This is a genomic window from Pseudomonas sp. B414, assembly GCF_055408445.1.
This window is the reverse complement of record NZ_JBUZTQ010000002.1, coordinates 175,156-195,014: the sequence shown is the minus strand read 5'-3', so window position 1 is coordinate 195,014 and position 19,859 is coordinate 175,156. Positions and strand designations below refer to the sequence as shown.

The 19,859-nt window shown below is 58.4% G+C and carries 12 protein-coding genes; 5 read left to right on the top strand and 7 right to left on the bottom strand.

Going from position 1 to position 19,859, the window contains the following annotated elements:
* Positions 1-8 precede the first annotated feature (8 nt).
* The 3 genes from trhO to ACZRMH_RS03050 form a co-directional block, all read right to left on the bottom strand.
* A complete protein-coding gene (gene trhO, locus ACZRMH_RS03060) occupies positions 9-947 on the bottom strand; it encodes an oxygen-dependent tRNA uridine(34) hydroxylase TrhO (protein WP_464012094.1) in 939 nt (312 codons plus the stop codon).
* A 111-nt stretch (positions 948-1,058) separates the two neighbouring features.
* Positions 1,059-1,355: a BolA family protein gene (locus ACZRMH_RS03055; protein ID WP_019826801.1), complete on the bottom strand. Its 297-nt coding sequence runs from the start codon at positions 1,353-1,355 to the stop codon at positions 1,059-1,061.
* An 11-nt stretch (positions 1,356-1,366) separates the two neighbouring features.
* Positions 1,367-1,882, bottom strand: a complete 516-nt coding sequence (locus tag ACZRMH_RS03050; protein WP_095036428.1) for a DUF2059 domain-containing protein — start codon at positions 1,880-1,882, stop codon at positions 1,367-1,369.
* A 192-nt stretch (positions 1,883-2,074) separates the two neighbouring features.
* Between ACZRMH_RS03050 and ACZRMH_RS03045 the strand changes: the two genes are divergently transcribed.
* On the top strand, positions 2,075-3,466 hold the full coding sequence (locus ACZRMH_RS03045) for a class II fumarate hydratase (RefSeq protein WP_464012093.1): 1,392 nt from the start codon (positions 2,075-2,077) through the stop codon (positions 3,464-3,466).
* 117 nt (positions 3,467-3,583) lie between these two features.
* Here ACZRMH_RS03045 and pap read toward each other — a convergent pair whose 3' ends face one another.
* Positions 3,584-5,089 (bottom strand): polyphosphate:AMP phosphotransferase, encoded by a 1,506-nt coding sequence (gene pap / locus ACZRMH_RS03040; protein ID WP_464012092.1) that lies wholly within the window; start codon positions 5,087-5,089, stop codon positions 3,584-3,586.
* Between the two features lie 139 nt (positions 5,090-5,228).
* Between pap and mnmC the strand changes: the two genes are divergently transcribed.
* Positions 5,229-7,208 (top strand): bifunctional tRNA (5-methylaminomethyl-2-thiouridine)(34)-methyltransferase MnmC2/FAD-dependent 5-carboxymethylaminomethyl-2-thiouridine(34) oxidoreductase MnmC1, encoded by a 1,980-nt coding sequence (mnmC, locus tag ACZRMH_RS03035; RefSeq protein WP_464012091.1) that lies wholly within the window; start codon positions 5,229-5,231, stop codon positions 7,206-7,208.
* Here mnmC and ACZRMH_RS03030 read toward each other — a convergent pair.
* Entirely contained in the window at positions 7,195-11,997 is a 4,803-nt protein-coding gene (locus tag ACZRMH_RS03030) for an NEL-type E3 ubiquitin ligase domain-containing protein (RefSeq protein ID WP_464012090.1), read from the bottom strand. The genes mnmC and ACZRMH_RS03030 overlap by 14 nt on opposite strands.
* A 322-nt stretch (positions 11,998-12,319) precedes the next feature.
* On the opposite strand from ACZRMH_RS03030, the gene ACZRMH_RS03025 reads away from it, so the two are divergent.
* The 3 genes from ACZRMH_RS03025 to ACZRMH_RS03015 are packed head-to-tail and all read left to right on the top strand — an operon-like array spanning position 12,320 to position 17,052.
* Positions 12,320-14,092, top strand: coding sequence for an N-acetylglutaminylglutamine amidotransferase (locus ACZRMH_RS03025; RefSeq protein ID WP_464012089.1), 1,773 nt, complete (start codon positions 12,320-12,322; stop codon positions 14,090-14,092).
* 3 nt (positions 14,093-14,095) lie between these two features.
* Complete coding sequence (ngg, locus tag ACZRMH_RS03020) at positions 14,096-15,841, top strand: N-acetylglutaminylglutamine synthetase (protein WP_464012088.1); 1,746 nt, start codon at positions 14,096-14,098, stop codon at positions 15,839-15,841.
* A gap of 23 nt (positions 15,842-15,864) precedes the next feature.
* Positions 15,865-17,052, top strand: a complete 1,188-nt coding sequence (locus ACZRMH_RS03015) for an osmoprotectant NAGGN system M42 family peptidase (RefSeq protein WP_464012087.1) — start codon at positions 15,865-15,867, stop codon at positions 17,050-17,052.
* Positions 17,053-17,172: 120 nt separating this feature from the next.
* Here the strand turns inward: ACZRMH_RS03015 and cysG are convergent, their stop codons facing one another.
* Together cysG and serS are read right to left on the bottom strand one after the other, a co-directional pair.
* Complete coding sequence (gene cysG, locus ACZRMH_RS03010) at positions 17,173-18,567, bottom strand: siroheme synthase CysG (RefSeq protein WP_464012086.1); 1,395 nt, start codon at positions 18,565-18,567, stop codon at positions 17,173-17,175.
* Positions 18,568-19,848: a serine--tRNA ligase gene (serS, locus tag ACZRMH_RS03005; protein ID WP_464012085.1), complete on the bottom strand. Its 1,281-nt coding sequence runs from the start codon at positions 19,846-19,848 to the stop codon at positions 18,568-18,570.
* Positions 19,849-19,859: the final 11 nt, after the last annotated feature.

Below are 19,859 nucleotides of genomic sequence, written 5' to 3'. Positions count from 1 at the left end.
CTGTCATATCAGGCCTCGGCAGCTTTACGGTAGTTGTGGCCAATCGGGTGCGGCTGGTTACGCTCCTTGGCCAGGTCGATCTGCTTTTGCCGATCAATGGCGCTGCGACGGGTTTTTTCGCTCAGCGTGTCCCAGCAATGCGGGCAGCTGATGCCGGGCTGATAGTGCTCCGACTCACGATCCGCGATGCTGATCGGGGTGCGGCAGGCATGGCACTGGTCGTACTCACCGGCACTGAGGTCGTGACGCACAGTGACGCGGTTATCGAATACAAAGCAGTCGCCCTGCCATTTGGTCTCTTCCTGTGGCACCTCTTCGAGGTACTTGAGGATGCCGCCCTTGAGGTGATACACCTCGTCAAAACCCTGGCTGAGCATATAGCTCGAGGCCTTTTCACAACGAATGCCACCGGTGCAGAACATCGCGACTTTCTTGTGCTTGGTCGGGTCGAAATTGGCTTTGATGTAGTCAGGGAATTCGCGAAAGCTGGTGGTTTTCGGGTCAATGGCGCCCTCAAACGTACCGATCGAGACTTCGTAGTCGTTACGGGTGTCGATCAGCAACACCTCTGGATCGCTGATCAGCGCATTCCAGTTCTCGGGGTCGACATAGGTTCCGACTTTTTTGTTCGGATCTACGCCTTCTACGCCAAGGGTAACGATTTCTTTCTTGAGTTTGACCTTGGTCCGATAGAACGGCTGGTCTTCGCAGTAGGATTCTTTATGGTCGATATCAACCATGCGCGGATCGGTCTTGAGCCAGGCCATCAGCCCGTCAATACCCTCACGAGTACCGGATACGGTACCGTTTATGCCTTCTTCAGCGATCAGCAAGGTGCCCTTGATACCGTTGTCGACCATGGCCTTGAGCAGCGGCTCACGCAGTTCGACGTAATCTTCAAGGGTGACGAATTTGTACAGTGCAGCAACAACAATTGGCGCAGTCATCGTGTTTCTCCAGGTGGCTACCCTCGTAAAGGGTGAACCGGATGCAAAAAAAACGCGCCGACTAAGCGGCGCGTTGCGGATTCTAACAAAAAGCCGATGCTTTACACCAACTCAGTGCCCACCGCCAGCACAGGTCGGCGAAGCCGGAGCCGTGCCGATTTTCGCCCACTCTTCAGGCGTATAGGTGTGCAAGGCAAGCGCATGGAACTCGCCCATCAGGTCACCCAGGGTGGCGTAAACCTTCTGGTGCCGCTTGACGCTGTTGAGCCCGGCGAATTGCTCGCTGACTACCACAGCCTTGAAGTGGGTCTGCAACCCGCGACTGTGCATATGGCTTTCATCCAGCACGCTCAGGTGCTCGGGTTGCAACGCGCTCAGCGTCGATTCAATACGTTGTTGCATGTCCATTCAGGCTCCGCTTACTTCTTCTTGGCCGGGGCCGCTGCTGGCTCCAGCTCGGCAGTCATGTCGGCCAACAGTTTGTTGACGACCGGCACTGCGCTTTCCAGCTTGGCCTGGGTCATTTGTGCCGATTGCTGAGTCAGCTGCGGCATTTTTTCCAGGACTTTCTTGCCCAGTGGCGACTGGTAGAAGGCTACCAGATCCTTGAGCTCGGACTCAGTGAAGTTGGTGGTGTACAGCTTGACCATGTCCGGCTTGAGCTTGTTCCAGCCGATGGCCTGGTCCAGGGCAGTGTTGGCCTTGGCCTGGTAGGTTTCCAGCAGGGCTTTCTTCGAGGCTGGCGCTTTGGTTTGCTCAAAACGCTGGGCAAACATCTGCTGTACTTGCATATAAACCGGGGTGCCCAGCTTGTCGGCATGTGCCAGCTTGAGGAACGTTTCAGCACTGGCAGCGTGGCTGGCAGCATCAGCGAAAACCTGGCCGCTGGCGCAAACCAGAGCTACTGCTGTACAGATGGCGCGAAGACGGGTCATCGAGTTTCCTTTTCTAGCAAGCGAGGTTGAACCCCAAGGGCGGCCATTCTGCGCTTATTAAAGCGTGTCACTCAACCCCGGGGCTGATAGACGTTCTCATCATCTGACCAAAAGCATTAAAAAACATTGGATTGAACCCTGCACGCCAACCAGCGCCTAAGCTGTCTGTCAGACCTTAAGGAGAAAGAGCCGATGAGCCGTATCGAAACCGACAGCCTGGGTGAAGTCAGTGTGGCCGATGAGGCCTATTGGGGGGCGCAAACCCAACGATCCCTGATCAACTTCGCCATCGGCAACGAAAAGATGCCGCTGGCCGTGCTGCATGCCCTGGTACTGATCAAAAAGGCTGCGGCCCGGGTCAATGACCGCAATGGCGATCTGCCCGCCGATATCGCCCGCCTGATCGAACAGGCGGCCGATGAAGTGCTCGACGGCGAACACGATGACCAGTTCCCGCTGGTGGTGTGGCAAACCGGTAGTGGCACGCAAAGCAACATGAACGCCAACGAAGTCATCGCCGGTCGCGCCAACGAACTGGCTGGCAAAGGCCGCGGCGGCAAATCACCGGTTCACCCCAATGACCACGTCAACCGCTCGCAAAGCTCCAACGACTGCTTCCCCACGGCCATGCATATCGCTGCAGCCAAAGCGGTACATGAGCATTTGCTGCCAGCGATCAGTGAACTGTCAGGTGGCTTGGCCGAGTTGTCGGCCCGGCATATGAAACTGGTCAAGACCGGCCGCACCCATATGATGGACGCTACTCCCATTACCTTTGGCCAGGAGCTGTCGGCCTATATCGCCCAGCTTGATTACGCCGAAAAAGCCATCCGTTCTGCCATTCCGGCTGTGTGCGAACTGGCCCAGGGCGGCACTGCGGTGGGCACAGGTCTAAATGCCCCACACGGGTTTGCCGAAGCGATCGCGGCTGAAATTGCAGCGTTGTCGGGGTTGCCGTTTGTCACGGCGCCCAACAAATTTGCCGCATTGGCCGGGCACGAACCCCTGACCACCCTCTCGGGCGCGCTCAAGACCCTGGCCGTGACCCTGATGAAACTGGCCAACGACTTTCGTCTGCTGGGTTCCGGCCCCCGCGCCGGGCTGGCCGAAATCAAACTGCCAGCCAATGAGCCGGGCAGCTCGATCATGCCGGGCAAGGTTAACCCGACTCAATGCGAAGCCCTGTCCATGCTGGCCTGCCAGGTGATGGGCAATGATGTGGCCATCGGCTTTGCCGCCAGCCAGGGGCACCTGCAACTGAACGTTTATAAACCGGTGATCATTCACAACCTGCTGCAGTCAATCCAGTTGCTGGGTGACGGTTGCAGCAACTTCCAGAAGCACTGTGTGACCGGTCTTGAAGCCGACGCCGAAAAAATGGCTGAGCATCTGGAGCGCGGCCTGATGCTGGTGACGGCGCTCAACCCGCATATCGGTTATGACAAATCGGCTGAAATAGCCAAAAAGGCCTATGCCGAAGGCTTGACCTTGCGCGAGGCGGCGCTGGAGTTGGGCTATCTGACCGACGCCGAGTTTGATCAGTGGGTACGCCCGGAAAATATGCTGGGGCCCGGCAAGCATTAAGAGTCTCGCCATACCTGTGGGAGCGGGCTTGCTCGCGATGGCATCACTGCGGTTTGCCTGACAGACCGCAGCGCCGGCATCGTGAGCAAGCCCGCTCCCACAGGGGCATGGAAGCCTTTATTTCTTGTGCTTTTTGTCGCTTTTTTCGAAGGCGGCTTCCAGCGCTTCGTTGATGGTGCGCAGCACCTTGACCCGCGCCCAGCGCTTGTCATTGGCTTCTACCAGCGTCCAGGGGGAAATCTCGGTGCTGGTACGATCAACCATGTCGCACACGGCCTTGCGGTACAAATCCCATTTCTCGCGGTTGCGCCAGTCTTCTTCGGTGATTTTGAAACGCTTGAACGGGATCTCTTCGCGCTCATGGAATCGCTCAAGCTGCACATCCTTGTCAATCGCCAGCCAGAACTTGACGACAATCACCCCGGCATTACGCAATTGCTCCTCGAAGTCATTGATTTCACCATAGGCCCGCATCCAGTCGGCCGTAGTGCAAAAGCCTTCGATGCGCTCAACCAGCACCCGCCCGTACCATGAACGGTCAAAAATGGTGAATTTGCCGCGAGCCGGAATTTGCCGCCAAAAACGCCACAGATAAGGCTGCGCACGTTCATCCTCCGAAGGCGCAGCAATCGGCACGATGTTGTACTGGCGCGGATCGAGCGCCGCGGCCACACGCTTGATCGAACCACCCTTGCCTGCCGCATCATTGCCTTCAAATACTGCTACCAGGGCATGACGGCGCATGCGTTTGTCGCGCATCAGCCCCGACAGCCGCGCCTGCTCGGTAATCAGTTGCTCCTGATAATCGTCTTTATCCAGATGCTGGGTCATATCCAGGCAATCGAGCAGGCTCAGCCCGTCCTGGATTTCAGCCAGCGGCGCTACATGGGTGGCCTGCACCCTGGCCCTGGACTCACTCAATGCGGCTTGCAGGCCCTCGAGTAAAATCTTGCCCACGGTCAGGCTGCGGTAATAGGGGTCGACACCCTCCACGATATTCCACGGCGCGTAGTCACGGCTGGTACGACGTATCGCCCGCTCACCAAATCGAACAAAGCGATCATAAGTTTCGGACTGCTGCCAATCCAGGGGACTAATGCGCCAGCTGTGCAGCGGATCGTCCTTGAGGGCCTTGAGCCGGGCTTTCATTTGTTTCTTGGACAGGTGGAACCAGAACTTGAAAATCACCGCGCCTTCATTGCACAGCATCTTTTCCAGACGTTCGGCGCCATTGATCGCCTGATCGAGCACGGCGTCCTTGAAATGGCCGTGAACCCGGCCCTGGAGCATCTGGCTATACCAGTTACCGAAGAACACGCCCATGCGGCCCTTGGCCGGTAATTGCCGCCAGTAACGCCAGGCAGGAGGGTGTGCCAGTTCTTCATCGGTCTGGCTGTCAAAAGTACGCACCTCTATCAGTCGCGGGTCCATCCACTCGCTGAGCAGCTTGACCGTCTCGCCCTTGCCGGCGCCTTCAATGCCATTGATCAGCACGATAACGGCAGAACGCTTCTGCTGCTGCAGCTCGTATTGAGCCTCAAGCAAGGCTTCGCGCAGGGCGGGAACTTCCCGGTCGTAGGTTTCTTTATCGATGACATGACCGATTTCTGCGGATTCAAACATGGAAAGCTCCCTGGCAAGATGTCTCAAGCCTAGCGGAATGCGCCCAAAGGTGTAGCCACAACCCGCACAAAACTGTCATGGATCAAGCGTACGGCTACTGATCGGCTAGAATGGCCGCCTTGCCGTCGCCGAGCCGCACATGACTACTGAAATGCCCAATGCCCAGATTGACTGGGATGACCAAGGTCGCCCCCATTCGCGGGTGTTTGATGACGTGTATTTTTCGGACAAGTCAGGTCTCGAAGAAACCCGCTATGTCTTTATCGAACAGAACGCCCTCGCCGAGCGTTTCACCGCCCTGCCTGCCAATGGCCAACTGGTTATTGGCGAAACCGGGTTTGGTACCGGCCTGAACTTTCTCTGTGCCTGGCAGTTGCTCGAAGAGACGGCCCGGCCAGATGCGCGCCTGCACTTTATCAGCGTCGAAAAATACCCGCTGACCCGCGAAGACCTGCAACGCGCCCTGGCCCTGTGGCCTGAACTGGCCAGCTACAGCGAGCAACTGCTGGCAGCCTGGCATGCAATTCATCCGGGGTTCCAGACCCTGAGTCTGGCCAATGGCCGCGTAACCCTGACCCTGTTGATCGGAGACGCGCAGGAGCAACTAGCGCAGCTGGACGCGCAAATCGACGCCTGGTTTCTCGACGGCTTTGCCCCGGCGAAAAACCCGGACATGTGGACCCCTGAGTTGTTCGCGCAACTGGCACGACTGGCAGCGCCCGACGCCACCATCAGCACCTTCACCAGCACCGGCTGGGTGCGCCGGGCGTTGAATGACGCCGGCTTCAAGATGAAGCGCACACCGGGCATCGGTCACAAGTGGGAAATTTTACGCGGCGCCTTTATTGCCCTGCCTGAAAACGCCATCGCCAGCCCCGAGAGCAAACCCTGGTTTGCCCGCCCGCCCGTGCACAGCAGCGAGCGCAAGGCTATTGTGATTGGCGGCGGCCTCTCCGGTTGCGCCAGCGCCAACAGCCTGGCGCGCCGTGGCTGGCATGTGGTCTTGCTGGAGCGTCACGAAAAACTGGCCAAAGAAGCCTCCGGCAATCCGCAAGGCGTGCTGTACCTCAAACTGTCAGCCCACGGCACCACGTTGTCACAGTTGATCGTCAGCGGCTTCGGTTACACCCGTCGTCTACTGGAACAACTGCAACGAGGTCGCGACTGGGATGACTGCGGCGTCCTGCAATTGGGTTTCAACGCCAAGGAAACCGAGCGCCAGGCACAGCTTGCAGCGGCTTTCCCGCCGTCGCTGGTGCACCTGCTGGATCAACCTCAGGCCCAGAAGCTGGCCGGAATCGAACTGGCCCACGGCGGCCTGTTCTACCCCGAAGGCGGCTGGGTGCATCCGCCTGCGCTGTGCCATTACCAGGCCTTGCACGCCAATGTGCAGATCATGACTCATCATGATGTGCTGCAACTGAACCAGGTGGGCGAGCAATGGCAAGCCTGTCAGGACGATCAGCTGCTGGCCAGCGCCCCCGTGGTGATCCTCGCCGGTGCCGCCGAAGTCAAACGCTTCCCGGCCAGCAGCGGCTTGCCACTCAAGCGTATTCGCGGGCAAATCACCCAACTGGTCGAAACACCGGCCAGCTCAGTACTTAAAACCGTGGTCTGTGCCGAGGGCTACGTTGCACCCGGCCGACTGGGTGAACATACCCTGGGCGCCAGCTTCGACTTTCATAATGAAGATTTGACCACCACCCCTGAAGGGCATCAGGGCAACCTCGATTTGCTTGAGGAAATTTCCCCGGACTTTGCACAGCGCCTGGGCGATGAGCAACTCGATCCGCACTCCCTTCAAGGCTGGGCGGCATTCCGCTGCACCAGCCCGGATTACCTGCCGATTGTCGGGCCACTGTCAGACCCGGAGCAATTTGCTGACGCTTACGCGGTGCTGCGCAAGGACGCACGCCAGGTGCCGGACACCGAGTGCCCATGGCTTGATGGTTTGTACGTCAACAGCGGCCACGGTTCTCGTGGATTGATTACCGCACCTCTGTCGGGTGAGATTCTGGCCGCGTGGATAACCAACGAGCCATTACCTGTGCCCCGCTCCGTTGCCCAGGCTTGTCACCCTAACCGCTTCGGCTTGCGGGCACTGATCAAAGGGCTGTAGACCAGCCGCCGGGGCTTTGTTTCCCGATCAATGCCTGGGTTTTTCTCAAGCTCCAGGCATCCACGGCAGCATCCATCTTGTTGCGGACCTCAGAGACCTGACGCAAATAGCGCGCACTGTTCATTTCTGGCGACCTTCTCAACAAGTCATACAACAATTCGAAGTAAGGCTCTGTCAACGTGGCGTACTCCGTTTTGTGAGTATTGCTCAGATAGGCTTTCCAGAAATCCAGGGTGCTGATGTAGGTTGCCATTGCAGCGGTTTTCTCAGCGTTCTGCACCTCCACCCTGGCAATGTCCAGATCCTCCTGGGTGACTCCGGCCAAGCCTCTGAACGTCATGCTTGTAGGTTGACCGGGCAACTCAAGGGCCTGAGCCAGACCAATCCGGTACGCCAGATTCACCTCAAGTTCATCAACCCCTATCACGCCTCGCCTCAAGCGCTCTTCACAGTGCGCTGCGGCAAGGCTTGCCAGCTTGTCCAGGCGAAACAACCCCTTTGCCAGGCTCAGCATCTGCGTTTGCTGAAACAGGCTACTGCGTGAAACTTCGGCCAGCAGTACCTGGATTTCCATTGCGCTGAACGTGACCGCAACACTGTCACTGCAACTGCGCGGGGATGCGGCGAGATTCAGCAAGTCACTGCGTAATTGAGCATTTTCATTGGCCGCTTCAATCATTTCCCATACCCGCCGACTGAGATCCTGACGAACCGTATGGGCATCTGCCGTGCTGGTCAAACGGCTGATCACTGTAAAAAAGTCTTCAGATGCAGGGTTTGCCCGCAAGCTGTTCCACAACAACTCACGGCGGCTGAGCTCATTACTGGTGATGCCTGCTGACCAGAATTCGAATGCCAGCATCTCACTGAGCAACTCTTCACTGTTGATCCCCATACTGCTGCCGCCCTGCATCACATACCTGCCCAGCTGCAAACGGCTTGCGCTCGATAGCGGGTTATTGGACAAGGTGATATTGCGAATGATCTTGGGTGATGCCTGATACACCTGTTCAGGGATCTCGATAATCTGGTTTTCCCTCAGGTCGGCAGCTTCGAGCAGCGGTCTGGAAATCAACCCTTCAGGCCACACTTCGATCCAGGTACGACGTAAATACACGCGACGCAGATAAGCGTGATTATTAAAGCTCAGCAGCGGGCCAAGCAGGTTGTCATTGAGATTCAACACTTCCAGATTGCTCAGGGAGTTGAGCACCGAGGCGTTCTCGCGAGTCATGTACAGCAGGTTACGCGCCAGCGACAAACGCCGCAGTTCAGGCATGCGTCCAAGCTGCACAGGCAGACGAGCCATTTCATTGTTGTCCATTTCAAGTGAAGTCAGGCCGCTGAAATGCTCAAGAAATTCGCTAGCCATGTCCTTGCAATCCATATTGCTGAGCTTGAGCTCGCGCACATGGTTGAAGTCAGCTACAGCAGGCAGCTCGGGAAAATTACCGATACGTAATCCATCCAGGTTCAAGCTGTGTATTTCATCACTGCTGGCCCACGGAATATTATTGGGGCTTTTGCGCCAGATACGCTCGATCAAGCCCGCCGCCTGGTATCTGTTTTCAGGATAATCATGTATCCAGTCAGAAACATTCACCTCCGGCACGGCATCAATCCAGGCCTGCAAACTGGTGCGCAATGCTGTCCTTTCACGCTTGCGCTCGCGCAAAGCTTGCAAAGGCTCCTCCCCGCGCGCGATAAAACCGTCCAGATAATCCACAACCTGCTCCTGGTCGAACTCGGGGTAAAGCTCGCGCACCCGGCGCTGCAAGCCACTGGAATGCCTTCCAACCCTGAGACCGCACAAGGGATAGCCGATTCGACCATCTTCAAGCACAGCAGGTAACTTGTAGCCCGGTTTGATCGGTTGCAGGCCCAATACCCGAGCCGACTCGTCACGCGCCTGCCCCGCTTGCAGCCCCAGCGCAGCATTGAACTCAGAGGCCGTGCCAGGCACCTTGAAGCCCATTGCCAGGCGCTCGACCTCTGCCAGTGACTGGTAGAGAGCCGTGGCTAAGGGTGCTTCACCACCCGGCTGAAGGGCGAGCAATTGCCCCCGGGGCCTGTAGCACTGATAACCCTTGGCGGTTTTGACCAGCACCCGGGGCATGCTGGCTTGTTCCTGCCCCCAGCGCTTTGTCACGGGCCCCAGCAGTGAACCCTCACGGATTTGCAGCGGCGTATCCAACGCCCAGCCAGGCAACCGCTGAAAAAAATGCAGCGCCAATTTTTCAGTGTCCTCCCCCTGCCGGGACTTAAGGTAAAAACCCTCCAGTGCCCTGTTGATCCTGGCCTCACGCAACAGCAGGCGCACTTGCTCGGCGATCTCCAGCGGCACTTTGGAGGTGCGCAACAGTTCCTGCTGCCGAGGGCTGGCCGACTCGACAATGGCTTGACTCACCGTACGCGGCAATCCGGGAAATGCAGCTTCAATGGGCTTGGCTTGCGGCACGTTAGAGACATTGAAGGCCTCGTATAAATGCTCAAAAACCGTGCCTCTGTTTTCCTCCACATACACCGCCAGTTTGCGGGCAAGTGTTTGTGCGGGTGTAGCCGAAGAGCTCCGTTCAGCGCCCAACAGGGTCTTGCCCTCAACACCTGACAAGCCTGCCAGCACCGCATCCAACAGCCTGCCTTGCTCAATGACTGAAGAGGTCAGGTTGAGACTCGAAGTGCTGGGCCACTGGGTATTGCCATATCGCACCAGTGTCTGCCCAGTAGCGTCCACCACTGTCAGCCCCTTGCCCTCGGGCCAGTTCGGCAACATGGGTAATAGCTGCATTTGCAGATCAGCCCAGCGGGGGGCACGGTATTCATCGGCACCCATTTGCTCGATAAATTCGGTCAGTGCCTGATCAATTTCAAAGCGCTTGAGGCTGACTTTGAGCAACGGCGCAGGTGCCAGGTTTTCCAGATGCAGCCGACGCATCACCCCTTGCGGGGTATCGGTCAGTGCTCGCACTTGCTCCAGCCTTTGCTCACTCAGTGTTGCTGTCATCCCCCCCAAACGCCCCAGTAAGGTTTGGCTGCCCTGCCACTCCAGCGGCCGCTCATGCACATGCTGCCAGGCCCCTTCACGGTTATGCAGCAAGGCAGGCTGGTAGGCATTGGGCCGTGTCGGGTGGACAATCCGCCACTGCTTGAGCCTGCCATCCAGTTCGACCGAATAATGCCTGCTGTCCACTTCCACATGGGATTTGCCGTTATGGTTGATAAAGCCTTGTGCGTCAGCCCGGTGCCGGTGCTGCGCGATGCCCTCCAGCTCGTAATGCTCAAGATTTTTGTCCCAAAGCCTTACCGTGCCGTCATCGCGGCGGATGGGTTGCATGTCTGCAAAGTAAGACTTCGCGGCGTCGCTTAAACCCGTGGCCACCTTTTTTGCCGCTGCAGCTCCCACCACCACTGCCGCATTGATGGCGACATCCCTGGCGACATTCAGCAGATGCTCGCGGGCATGATCGACATCGCCCTGGTTCCAGTCTTCAACCCCTTCATACACTTCCTTCAACATATCGCCGATGGCAACGGCGAGCATCATGTAACCCAGGGCTGGCACAAAAAGAGCAGCGACATTCACCAGCAACAGCCCGACACCCTTGTATAGCTGCCAACGCTGCTCGCGTTCGCGCTCATCCAGCACTCCGGTCGGCACCGCCAGCATTTGCGCATCAGCAAACATGTTCCTGAGCTGTGCCGAACACAGGTAATGCGCCGCTGGCATATTCAGCAACTCTGCCGTCAAACCCAGGGCATCCGGCCTGGCACTGACCCGCTGGAGAAAAGCCGCCCTGGCACCCAACGCCACAAAGCCGGAGAAGAACTGCACATAGTCCGGGTCCAGCAGGCGCTGCTTCAACTCCTCGACAAACACCTGCAACGAACTGAATTCAAAAAAGGGCGATTTGGAGTCATTAGGGATATAGGCAATCAGGCGGTTGCCCGGGTGCAACAACAGCGTGTCCGCAGAAAACACCACAACGCCATCAATGACTGCATCGAGTATTGACAGTGAGCTCTGAACAACAGGCTTTGCGTCCAGCATCGGGGCAGCAGCATTTTCCAGCAGTGCAAGCAGGGCCTTGTAGGCAGTTTCGCTGATATTTTTTTTGAGAAATGCCACATGCGCGTCTACTTCCATGTCGTAGCGTTTTAGCAAGCGCAGGTCAGATTCTGTGGCCAGATGCGTTGCGTCAGCACTCTCGCTGCCATTGGCCTTGACCCCCAGAAAAGTCTCCAGATAGGTTTGATATTCAAGCCCCAGGTCCAGCCTGCGGCACAGCGCAGCAAACTGGTAAGGCTTGACCGGGCTGACCTGCTCAAGACGCCCATGATGAAGAATTCGACTTTGTGGGTTGAAGCCACCGGGGGTGGCTTCGTCCGCTGAAAAGTTCTGCAAAGCCGCCCACAACAGGCTTTTGGGTTCATCGTGCTCGATTTCATGGCGAATCGTCGCAAAGAGCGTGTCATCCGTTACCAGACGCACATGGATGACCAGCAGGTAATCGCGGTGAATGTCCAGCAGCGGTCCGAATTCTCGCTGCACCGCAGCGCTCAGCAATGCACCGCAATACGCTTCAACACTTTGCAGTTCGCCGAATTTTTTCCCGATTCGTCCGTGGAAGGAACGGCTTTGCGCCATCGACGCATTCAGCGCGTCAATCTGTGTGGGCGAAGCATCCAGCAACCACCTGGGCATATGGCTGTGTACCAGTTCCAGCGGTTCCAGGTCACTGAGCGTGCTCTGACGGGCATCCAGGCGTGGAAAATCGTGTGTAGGCGTCATGGGCGGCCTTCTTCAGTCAGTCTTTAGAACAGGCTGAGCAACCTAACGCCGCACCGGCATGGCAATGACATAGATAAATATTCAACGCGAAAAAAAGGGACCACCGGTAACTTTTATTGAACGATCCGGGCTTCAGTCACTCGATAAAAAACGGTCATTCATGGCGGCGCGACAGTTTTTCGACTCGCGCCGTACGGGCCGGCAAGGCCGTCAGATGCGGCTTTGCCTTTTAAAACCGGGCCCAAGCGCTACCCGGCGCACCGCAAATGCGCCGAGCCATACCGGTAGCAACACATGCAGAAATACCAAGGATTTACACACCATGTGCGGATTAGCTGGAGAGTTACGTTTTGATCATCAGGCTGCCGATCTGGCCGCCATCGAACGCATCACCCACCACCTTGCTCCACGTGGCCCCGATGCCTGGGGTTTCCACAGCCAGGGGCCCATTGCCCTCGGTCACCGGCGGCTGAAAATCATGGACCTGTCCGATGGCTCGGCCCAGCCAATGGTCGACGGCCAACTGGGCCTGTCACTGGCCTTTAATGGCGCCATCTACAACTTCCCCGAGTTGCGTACCGAACTGGAAGGTCTTGGCTACAGCTTTTACTCCGATGGCGACACCGAAGTGCTGCTCAAGGGCTACCATGCCTGGGGCGAAGCGCTGCTGCCCAAGCTCAACGGTATGTTTGCCTTTGCCATCTGGGAGCGCGATAGCCAACGCCTGTTTATCGCCCGCGACCGTCTGGGGGTGAAACCGCTGTACCTGTCCTGTACCGAAAAACGCCTGCGCTTTGCATCGACCTTGCCAGCCCTGCTCAAAGGCGGCGATATCAACCCGATGCTTGACCCGGTTGCACTCAACCACTATCTGAATTTCCATGCTGTGGTGCCTGCACCGCGAACCTTGATCGCCGGGATTGAAAAGCTGCCACCCGCCACCTGGATGCGCATTGACGCCGACGGTCACACCGAGCAGAAAACCTGGTGGACCCTGCCCTACGGCCCCCATGCCGACGAAGTCAACCTGACCCTCGAAGACTGGCGTGACCGTGTGCTCGACAGCACTCGCGAGGCCGTGGCCATTCGCCAGCGGGCGGCGGTGGATGTCGGCGTGTTGCTCTCGGGCGGCGTCGATTCCAGTTTGCTGGTAGGTTTGCTACGGGATGTTGGCGTACAGGATCTGTCGACCTTTTCCATCGGTTTTGAAGACGCGGGTGGTGAGCGCGGTGATGAATTCCAGTACTCGGACTTGATTGCCAAACACTACGGCACCCGTCATCACCAATTGCGCATTGGCGAACACGAAATCATCGAGCAACTGCCCGCCGCATTCCGCGCCATGAGCGAGCCGATGGTCAGCCATGACTGCATTGCGTTTTACTTGCTGTCACGGGAAGTGGCCAAGCATTGCAAGGTGGTGCAAAGCGGTCAGGGTGCCGACGAGCTGTTTGCCGGCTATCACTGGTATCCGCAGGTTGACGGCGCCAGCGACCCCTATGCCGCTTATCGCGAAGCGTTTTTTGACCGCAGTTACGAGGATTACACTGCCACTGTCCAACCCCAATGGCTTACGGCCAACGATGCCGCCGGGGACTTTGTGCGCCAGCATTTCGCTCAGCCAGGCGCTCAAGCCGGGGTGGACAAGGCCTTGCGCCTGGACAGCACGGTGATGCTGGTGGACGACCCGGTCAAGCGAGTCGACAACATGACCATGGCCTGGGGACTTGAAGCCCGTACGCCATTTCTCGATTACCGGCTGGCCGAACTCTCAGCGCGTATTCCAGCCCGTTTCAAGCTCCCCGACGGCGGCAAGCAAGTGCTCAAGGAAGCTGCGCGACTGGTGATACCCAGTGAAGTAATCGATCGCAAAAAAGGTTACTTCCCGGTGCCCGGTCTTAAGCATTTGCAAGGCGATACGCTGGGCTGGGTGCGCGAACTGCTGCTCGACCCGAGTCAGGATCGCGGCCTGTTCCAACCCGCCATGCTCGATCGCCTGCTGACCAACCCCGAAAGCCAACTGACGCCACTCAACGGCTCGAAACTATGGCAACTGGCTGCTCTCAATCTCTGGCTGAGCGAACAAGGAATCTGACCCATGAAACCTCTCGCCACAGCCTATAACCAACGCTTGTTACGGGGGCAAAGTCCGTCCTATGAGCGATTACTGGCGCGTTTCGCCGAAGACGGCAGTTCACTGGATGCCCAGCCTGTAGCCGTACATTGCGGCTGGGGCCGATTGCTGATCGGCCATACGTTCCCCGACCCGGCCAGCCTGGCCAGTGAACTGCTCAACGAACAAACCGGCGAGCGCGACATTGCACTGTACGTCGCCGCCCCCCAACAGGTTCTGGCGCAATCGCCGCAGCAACTGTTTCTCGATCCGTCGGACACCTTGCGCCTGTGGTTTACCGATTACCGCCAGGCCACCCGGGTGTTTCGCGGCTTCCGTATCCGCCGGGCACAAAGCGAGGCGGACTGGCACGCGATCAACACCCTGTATCAAGCACGCTCCATGCTGCCCATCGACCCGACATTGCTCACATCACGTGTTCAGGGCGGGCCGGTGTACTGGATGGCCGAAGACGAGGACAGTGGCGCGGTGATTGGCAGCGTAATGGGCTTGAATCACCACACTGCATTCCAGGATCCCGAAAACGGCAGCAGCCTATGGTGCCTGGCGGTAGACCCGCAGTGTTCGCGGCCAGGGGTCGGTGAAGTGCTGGTACGGCATCTGATCGAGCACTTTATGAGCCGCGGCCTGAGCTATCTGGATCTGTCAGTACTGCACGATAATGCTTCGGCCAAAAACCTCTATGCCAAGCTGGGTTTTCGCACCCTGTCGACCTTTGCCATCAAACGCAAGAACGGCATCAACCAGCCCCTGTTTCTCGGCCCCGGCCCTGAAGCCGGGCTCAATTCCTATGCGCGAATTCTGGTCGAAGAGGCTTACCGACGCGGCATTGATGTGCATATTGACGACGCAATTGCGGGGCTGTTTACCCTGAATCACGGCGGCCGGCGGATACGTTGCCGCGAGTCGCTGACTGATCTGACCAGCGCCATCAGCATGAGCCTGTGCCAGGACAAATGCCTGACCCACAAGGTGTTGAGCCAGGCAGGCCTGAACGTGCCCAGCCAGCAACTGGCCGGTAATGCCGATGACAACCTGGGTTTTCTTGAGCTGCATTCGCGGGTGGTGGTCAAACCCGTGGATGGCGAGCAAGGTAATGGCGTGGCGGTGGATCTGACCAGCATCGAGCAGGTACAACAGGCCATTGAGGCTGCGCGCAAATTCGATAGCCGGGTATTGCTGGAAAGCTTCCATGAAGGGCTGGACCTGCGAATTGTGGTGATCGGCTTTGAGGTAGTAGCGGCAGCCATCCGTCGCCCCGCGCAAGTGATGGGTGATGGCCTGCACAGCGTCCAGCGCCTGATCGAAGCCCAAAGCCGCCGCCGTCAGGCTGCCACCGAAGGTGAAAGCCGTATCCCGCTGGACGCAGAAACCCTGCGCGCCGTGCAGGCCGCAGGTTATGAGTACGACAGTATCCTGCCTGCCGGGCAGGTTCTCGCTGTGCGCCGTACCGCCAACCTGCATACCGGCGGGTGCCTGGAGGATGTCACCGAGGTGCTGCACCCGGTATTGGCCGACGCCGCCATCCGCGCAGCCCGGGTCCTGGATATCCCGGTGGTCGGGCTTGACCTGATGGTCCCCGCGGCCGATCAGCCCGAGTATGTCTTTATCGAAGCCAACGAACGCGCAGGCCTGGCCAACCATGAGCCGCAGCCAACCGCCGAACGTTTTATCGATCTGCTCTTCCCCCACAGTCAGCCTGCTCTGTAGCTGACCGTCCCTCAGGAGTTTTTATGAATCGCAACCTCCCTGAACCCGATCTCGACTACCTGCAACGGGTATTGCTGGAAATGCTCGCCATTCCCAGCCCCACCGGTTTTACCGACACCATCGTGCGTTATGTGGCAGAACGCCTGGACGAGTTGGGCATTCCCTTTGAACTGACCCGACGCGGCACCTTGCGCGCCACCCTCAAAGGTCAGCAGAGCAGCCCGGACCGCGCTGTTTCGGCACACTTGGACACTATTGGCGCCAGCGTGCGGGCGATCAAGGACAATGGTCGGCTGGTGTTGGCGCCCGTCGGCTGCTGGTCAAGTCGTTTTGCCGAAGGCAGCCGTGTCAGCCTGTTTACCGACAATGGCGTGATTCGCGGCAGTGTGTTGCCATTGATGGCGTCAGGTCATGCATTCAATACCGCCGTGGATGAGCTGCCAGTCAGTTGGGATCACATCGAGTTACGACTGGATGCCTACTGCGCTACCCGGGCCGACTGCGACTCGCTGGGGATCAATATCGGCGATTTCGTGGCGTTTGACCCGCTGCCGGAATTCACTGAAAGCGGGCATATCAGTGCCCGGCATCTGGACGACAAGGCCGGGGTAGCGGCCCTGCTCGCAGCCTTGAAAGCCATTGTGGAAAGTGGCGAACAACCGCTGATCGACTGTCATCCACTGTTTACCATCACCGAAGAAATCGGCAATGGCGCTGCAGCCGCCCTGCCATGGGATGTCAGTGAGTTTGTGGGGATCGATATTGCTCCGGTTGCACCGGGCCAGCATTCCAGCGAGCACGCGGTGAGCGTGGCGATGCAGGATTCGGGCGGGCCGTATGACTATCATCTGTCGCGGCATCTGCTACGTCTGGCCAGTGACAATGAACTGCCGGTGCGGCGGGACATGTTCAGGTATTACTTCAGCGATGCTCATTCGGCGGTGACGGCAGGGCACGATATTCGTTGCGCCTTGCTGGCATTCGGTTGTGATGCGACCCACGGTTATGAACGTACCCATATCGACAGCCTGGCAGCCTTGAGCCGTTTGCTGGGTGCCTACATGCTTAGCCCGCCAGTATTTGCCAGCGATGCGCAGCCAGCGCAGGGATCACTGGACAGGTTCAGCCATCAGCTGGAGCACGATGCGCAGATGGAGAGTGACACTCGGGTGCCGTCGGTTGAGAGTCTGGTGGGGGATAATCGGGGCTAAAAGCACCCTGAGGAGTCTGTGGGAGCGGGCTTGCTCGCGATGGCATCTACGCGGTCCGTCTGATAGACCGCATTGTTTGCATCGCGAGCAAGCCCGCTCCCACAAGAGTGGCTCTCGAGGCTAGACCTGCGACTGAGCGCCTTCAAACCACTTCAGCTTCTCACGCAGCAATACCACTTCACCCACGATCACCAATGTCGGCGCATGAACCTCATGCTCCGCCACCAACGTCGGCAAATCCTTCAAGGTGCCGGTAAAGACACGCTGATTGGACGTCGTACCTTGCTGGATCAACGCCGCTGGGGTATCAGCCGAACGACCGTGCTTGATCAGTTGCTCACAGATAATTGGCAAGCCAACCAGGCCCATATAGAAGACCAGTGTCTGAGCCGGAGCCACCAGATCATTCCAGGGCAGGTTGCTGGTGCCGTCTTTCAAATGGCCCGTCACAAAACGCACAGATTGTGCGTAGTCACGATGGGTCAACGGGATACCGGCATAAGCCGCGCAACCACTGGCCGCGGTGATGCCCGGCACCACCTGGAACGGAATCCCGTGGGCAGCCAGCTCTTCGATCTCTTCGCCACCACGGCCAAAGATAAACGGATCACCGCCCTTGAGCCGCACCACGCGCTTGCCCTGCTTGGCCAGGTCCACCAGTTGCTGGTTGATCTGCTCTTGCGGCACCGCATGATCGGCACGACGCTTGCCCACATAAACACGCTCGGCATCGCGACGGCACAGCTCAAGAATCGCCGGAGCCACCAAACGGTCGTAGAGCACCACGTCTGCCTGTTGCATCAGGCGTAGCGCACGGAAGGTCAGCAAGTCCGGATCACCCGGCCCGGCACCGACCAGATAAACCTCACCAGTGGTCTGGGCAGCTTCACCCTTGATCTTGGCCAGCAGCAAACGCTCGGCTTCAGCACCCTGCCCGGCTAGCTGGCGATCGGCAATCGGGCCCTGGAACACATCTTCCCAAAAACCGCGACGCTGTTGCACGTCCGGGAACAAGCCTTTGACCTGGCTACGAAAACGCGCAGCAAGCCCCGCCAGTTGACCGTAGGTCGAAGGAATCCAGGTTTCGATCTTGGCGCGGATCAACCGCGCCAGCACCGGTGCATCACCGCCACTGGATACGGCAATAATCAACGGCGAACGGTCGACAATCGCGGGGAAGATTACGCTGCATAAGGCAGGCGCATCCACCACATTGACCGGCACACAGCGACGATGGGCATCGGCGGAGACCTGGGCGTTGAGTGGCTCATCGTCGGTGGCGGCGATAATCAGCACACAACCTTCAAGGTCGCTCTCAACATATCCGCGCAGCACCTGTTCGCCACCGCTGCTGTTTATCAACTCGCACAACTGGGGCTCTATGGCGGGTGCGACCACCCGCAGCACCGCACCGGCATCGGCCAGCAGCCGGGATTTGCGCAAGGCAATCTCGCCACCGCCGACCACCAGTACACGGCTGCCACGCAGGTTATGAAACAGCGGCAGAAACTCCATTTAGCCGATGACCTCAACGCCGCCCATGTAAGGCTTGAGTACGTCAGGCACGCGAACCGAGCCGTCTGCCTGCTGGTAGTTTTCCAACACGGCTACCAAAGTGCGGCCTACAGCCAGACCGGAACCGTTCAGGGTGTGAACCAGTTCAGGCTTGCCGGTTTCCGGATTACGGAAACGTGCCTGCATACGACGGGCCTGGAAATCACCGCAGTTGGAGCACGACGAAATTTCGCGGTACTTGTCCTGGCTCGGGATCCACACTTCCAGATCGTAGGTCTTGACCGCGCTAAAGCCCATGTCACCAGTGCACAGCGCCAGGGTGCGGTATGGCAGCTCCAGCAGTTGCAGGACTTTCTCGGCATTGCCGACCAGACCTTCCAGCGCATCCATCGAAGTGGACGGCTCAACGATCTGGACCATTTCAACCTTGTCGAACTGGTGCTGGCGGATCATGCCGCGGGTATCGCGACCCGATGCACCTGCCTCGCTGCGGAAGCACGGCGTGTGCGCCACAAACTTGATCGGCAGGGCTTTGTGCTCGACGATCTCGCCTGCAACGATATTGGTCAGCGTCACTTCGGCGGTAGGAATCAGGTAGAAGTCAGCTTCGCCTTCGCGGCTGATCTTGAACAGCTCTTCTTCGAACTTCGGCAACTGGCCAGTGCCCTGCAATGCAGGTGCCTGCACCAGATAAGGCGTGTAGGCCTCTTCGTAGCCGTGCTCGCCGGTGTGCAGGTTGATCATGAACTGCGCCAGAGCGCGATGCAGGCGGGCAATCGGGCCGCGCAGCAAGGCAAAGCGGGCACCGGACAGCTTGGCGGCGGTTTCAAAGTCCAGCCAGCCGTGTTGCTCGCCCAGGGCGACGTGATCCTTGATCTCAAAGTCGAAGGCAGTCGGCGTGCCCCAGCGACGGATTTCGACGTTGTCGTCTTCGTCAGCACCCACTGGCACGGAAGCATCCGGCAGGTTAGGCAGGCCCAGCAGGATCGAATCAAGTTCGCTCTGGATCGCTTCCAGCTCAACCTTGCCATTGGCCAGATCGCTGCCCATGGTTTCAACGCTGGCCATCAGTGGCGCGATATCTTCACCGCGAGCCTTGGCCTGGCCAATGCTTTTGGAGATGGCATTGCGCTCGGCCTGCAGCTTCTCGGTCAGGGTCTGGACTTCTTTACGCTTGGCTTCCAGCGCGTCAATGCGCGCCACGTCCAGCTTGAAGCCACGGGATGCCAGGCGATCCGCTACGTCCTGCAGGTTGCTACGTAACAGTTTGGAATCAAGCATGTCGGTTTCTC

What these genes read in the sequence shown, in the direction of transcription:
- trhO (WP_464012094.1), bottom strand. Translation starts at nt 947, where the DNA reads ATGACTGCGCCAATTGTTGTTGCTGCACTGTACAAATTCGTCACCCTT.
- ACZRMH_RS03055 (WP_019826801.1), bottom strand. Translation starts at nt 1,355, where the DNA reads ATGGACATGCAACAACGTATTGAATCGACGCTGAGCGCGTTGCAACCC.
- ACZRMH_RS03050 (WP_095036428.1), bottom strand. Translation starts at nt 1,882, where the DNA reads ATGACCCGTCTTCGCGCCATCTGTACAGCAGTAGCTCTGGTTTGCGCC.
- ACZRMH_RS03045 (WP_464012093.1), top strand. Translation starts at nt 2,075, where the DNA reads ATGAGCCGTATCGAAACCGACAGCCTGGGTGAAGTCAGTGTGGCCGAT.
- pap (WP_464012092.1), bottom strand. Translation starts at nt 5,089, where the DNA reads ATGTTTGAATCCGCAGAAATCGGTCATGTCATCGATAAAGAAACCTAC.
- mnmC (WP_464012091.1), top strand. Translation starts at nt 5,229, where the DNA reads ATGACTACTGAAATGCCCAATGCCCAGATTGACTGGGATGACCAAGGT.
- ACZRMH_RS03030 (WP_464012090.1), bottom strand. Translation starts at nt 11,997, where the DNA reads ATGACGCCTACACACGATTTTCCACGCCTGGATGCCCGTCAGAGCACG.
- ACZRMH_RS03025 (WP_464012089.1), top strand. Translation starts at nt 12,320, where the DNA reads ATGTGCGGATTAGCTGGAGAGTTACGTTTTGATCATCAGGCTGCCGAT.
- ngg (WP_464012088.1), top strand. Translation starts at nt 14,096, where the DNA reads ATGAAACCTCTCGCCACAGCCTATAACCAACGCTTGTTACGGGGGCAA.
- ACZRMH_RS03015 (WP_464012087.1), top strand. Translation starts at nt 15,865, where the DNA reads ATGAATCGCAACCTCCCTGAACCCGATCTCGACTACCTGCAACGGGTA.
- cysG (WP_464012086.1), bottom strand. Translation starts at nt 18,567, where the DNA reads ATGGAGTTTCTGCCGCTGTTTCATAACCTGCGTGGCAGCCGTGTACTG.
- serS (WP_464012085.1), bottom strand. Translation starts at nt 19,848, where the DNA reads ATGCTTGATTCCAAACTGTTACGTAGCAACCTGCAGGACGTAGCGGAT.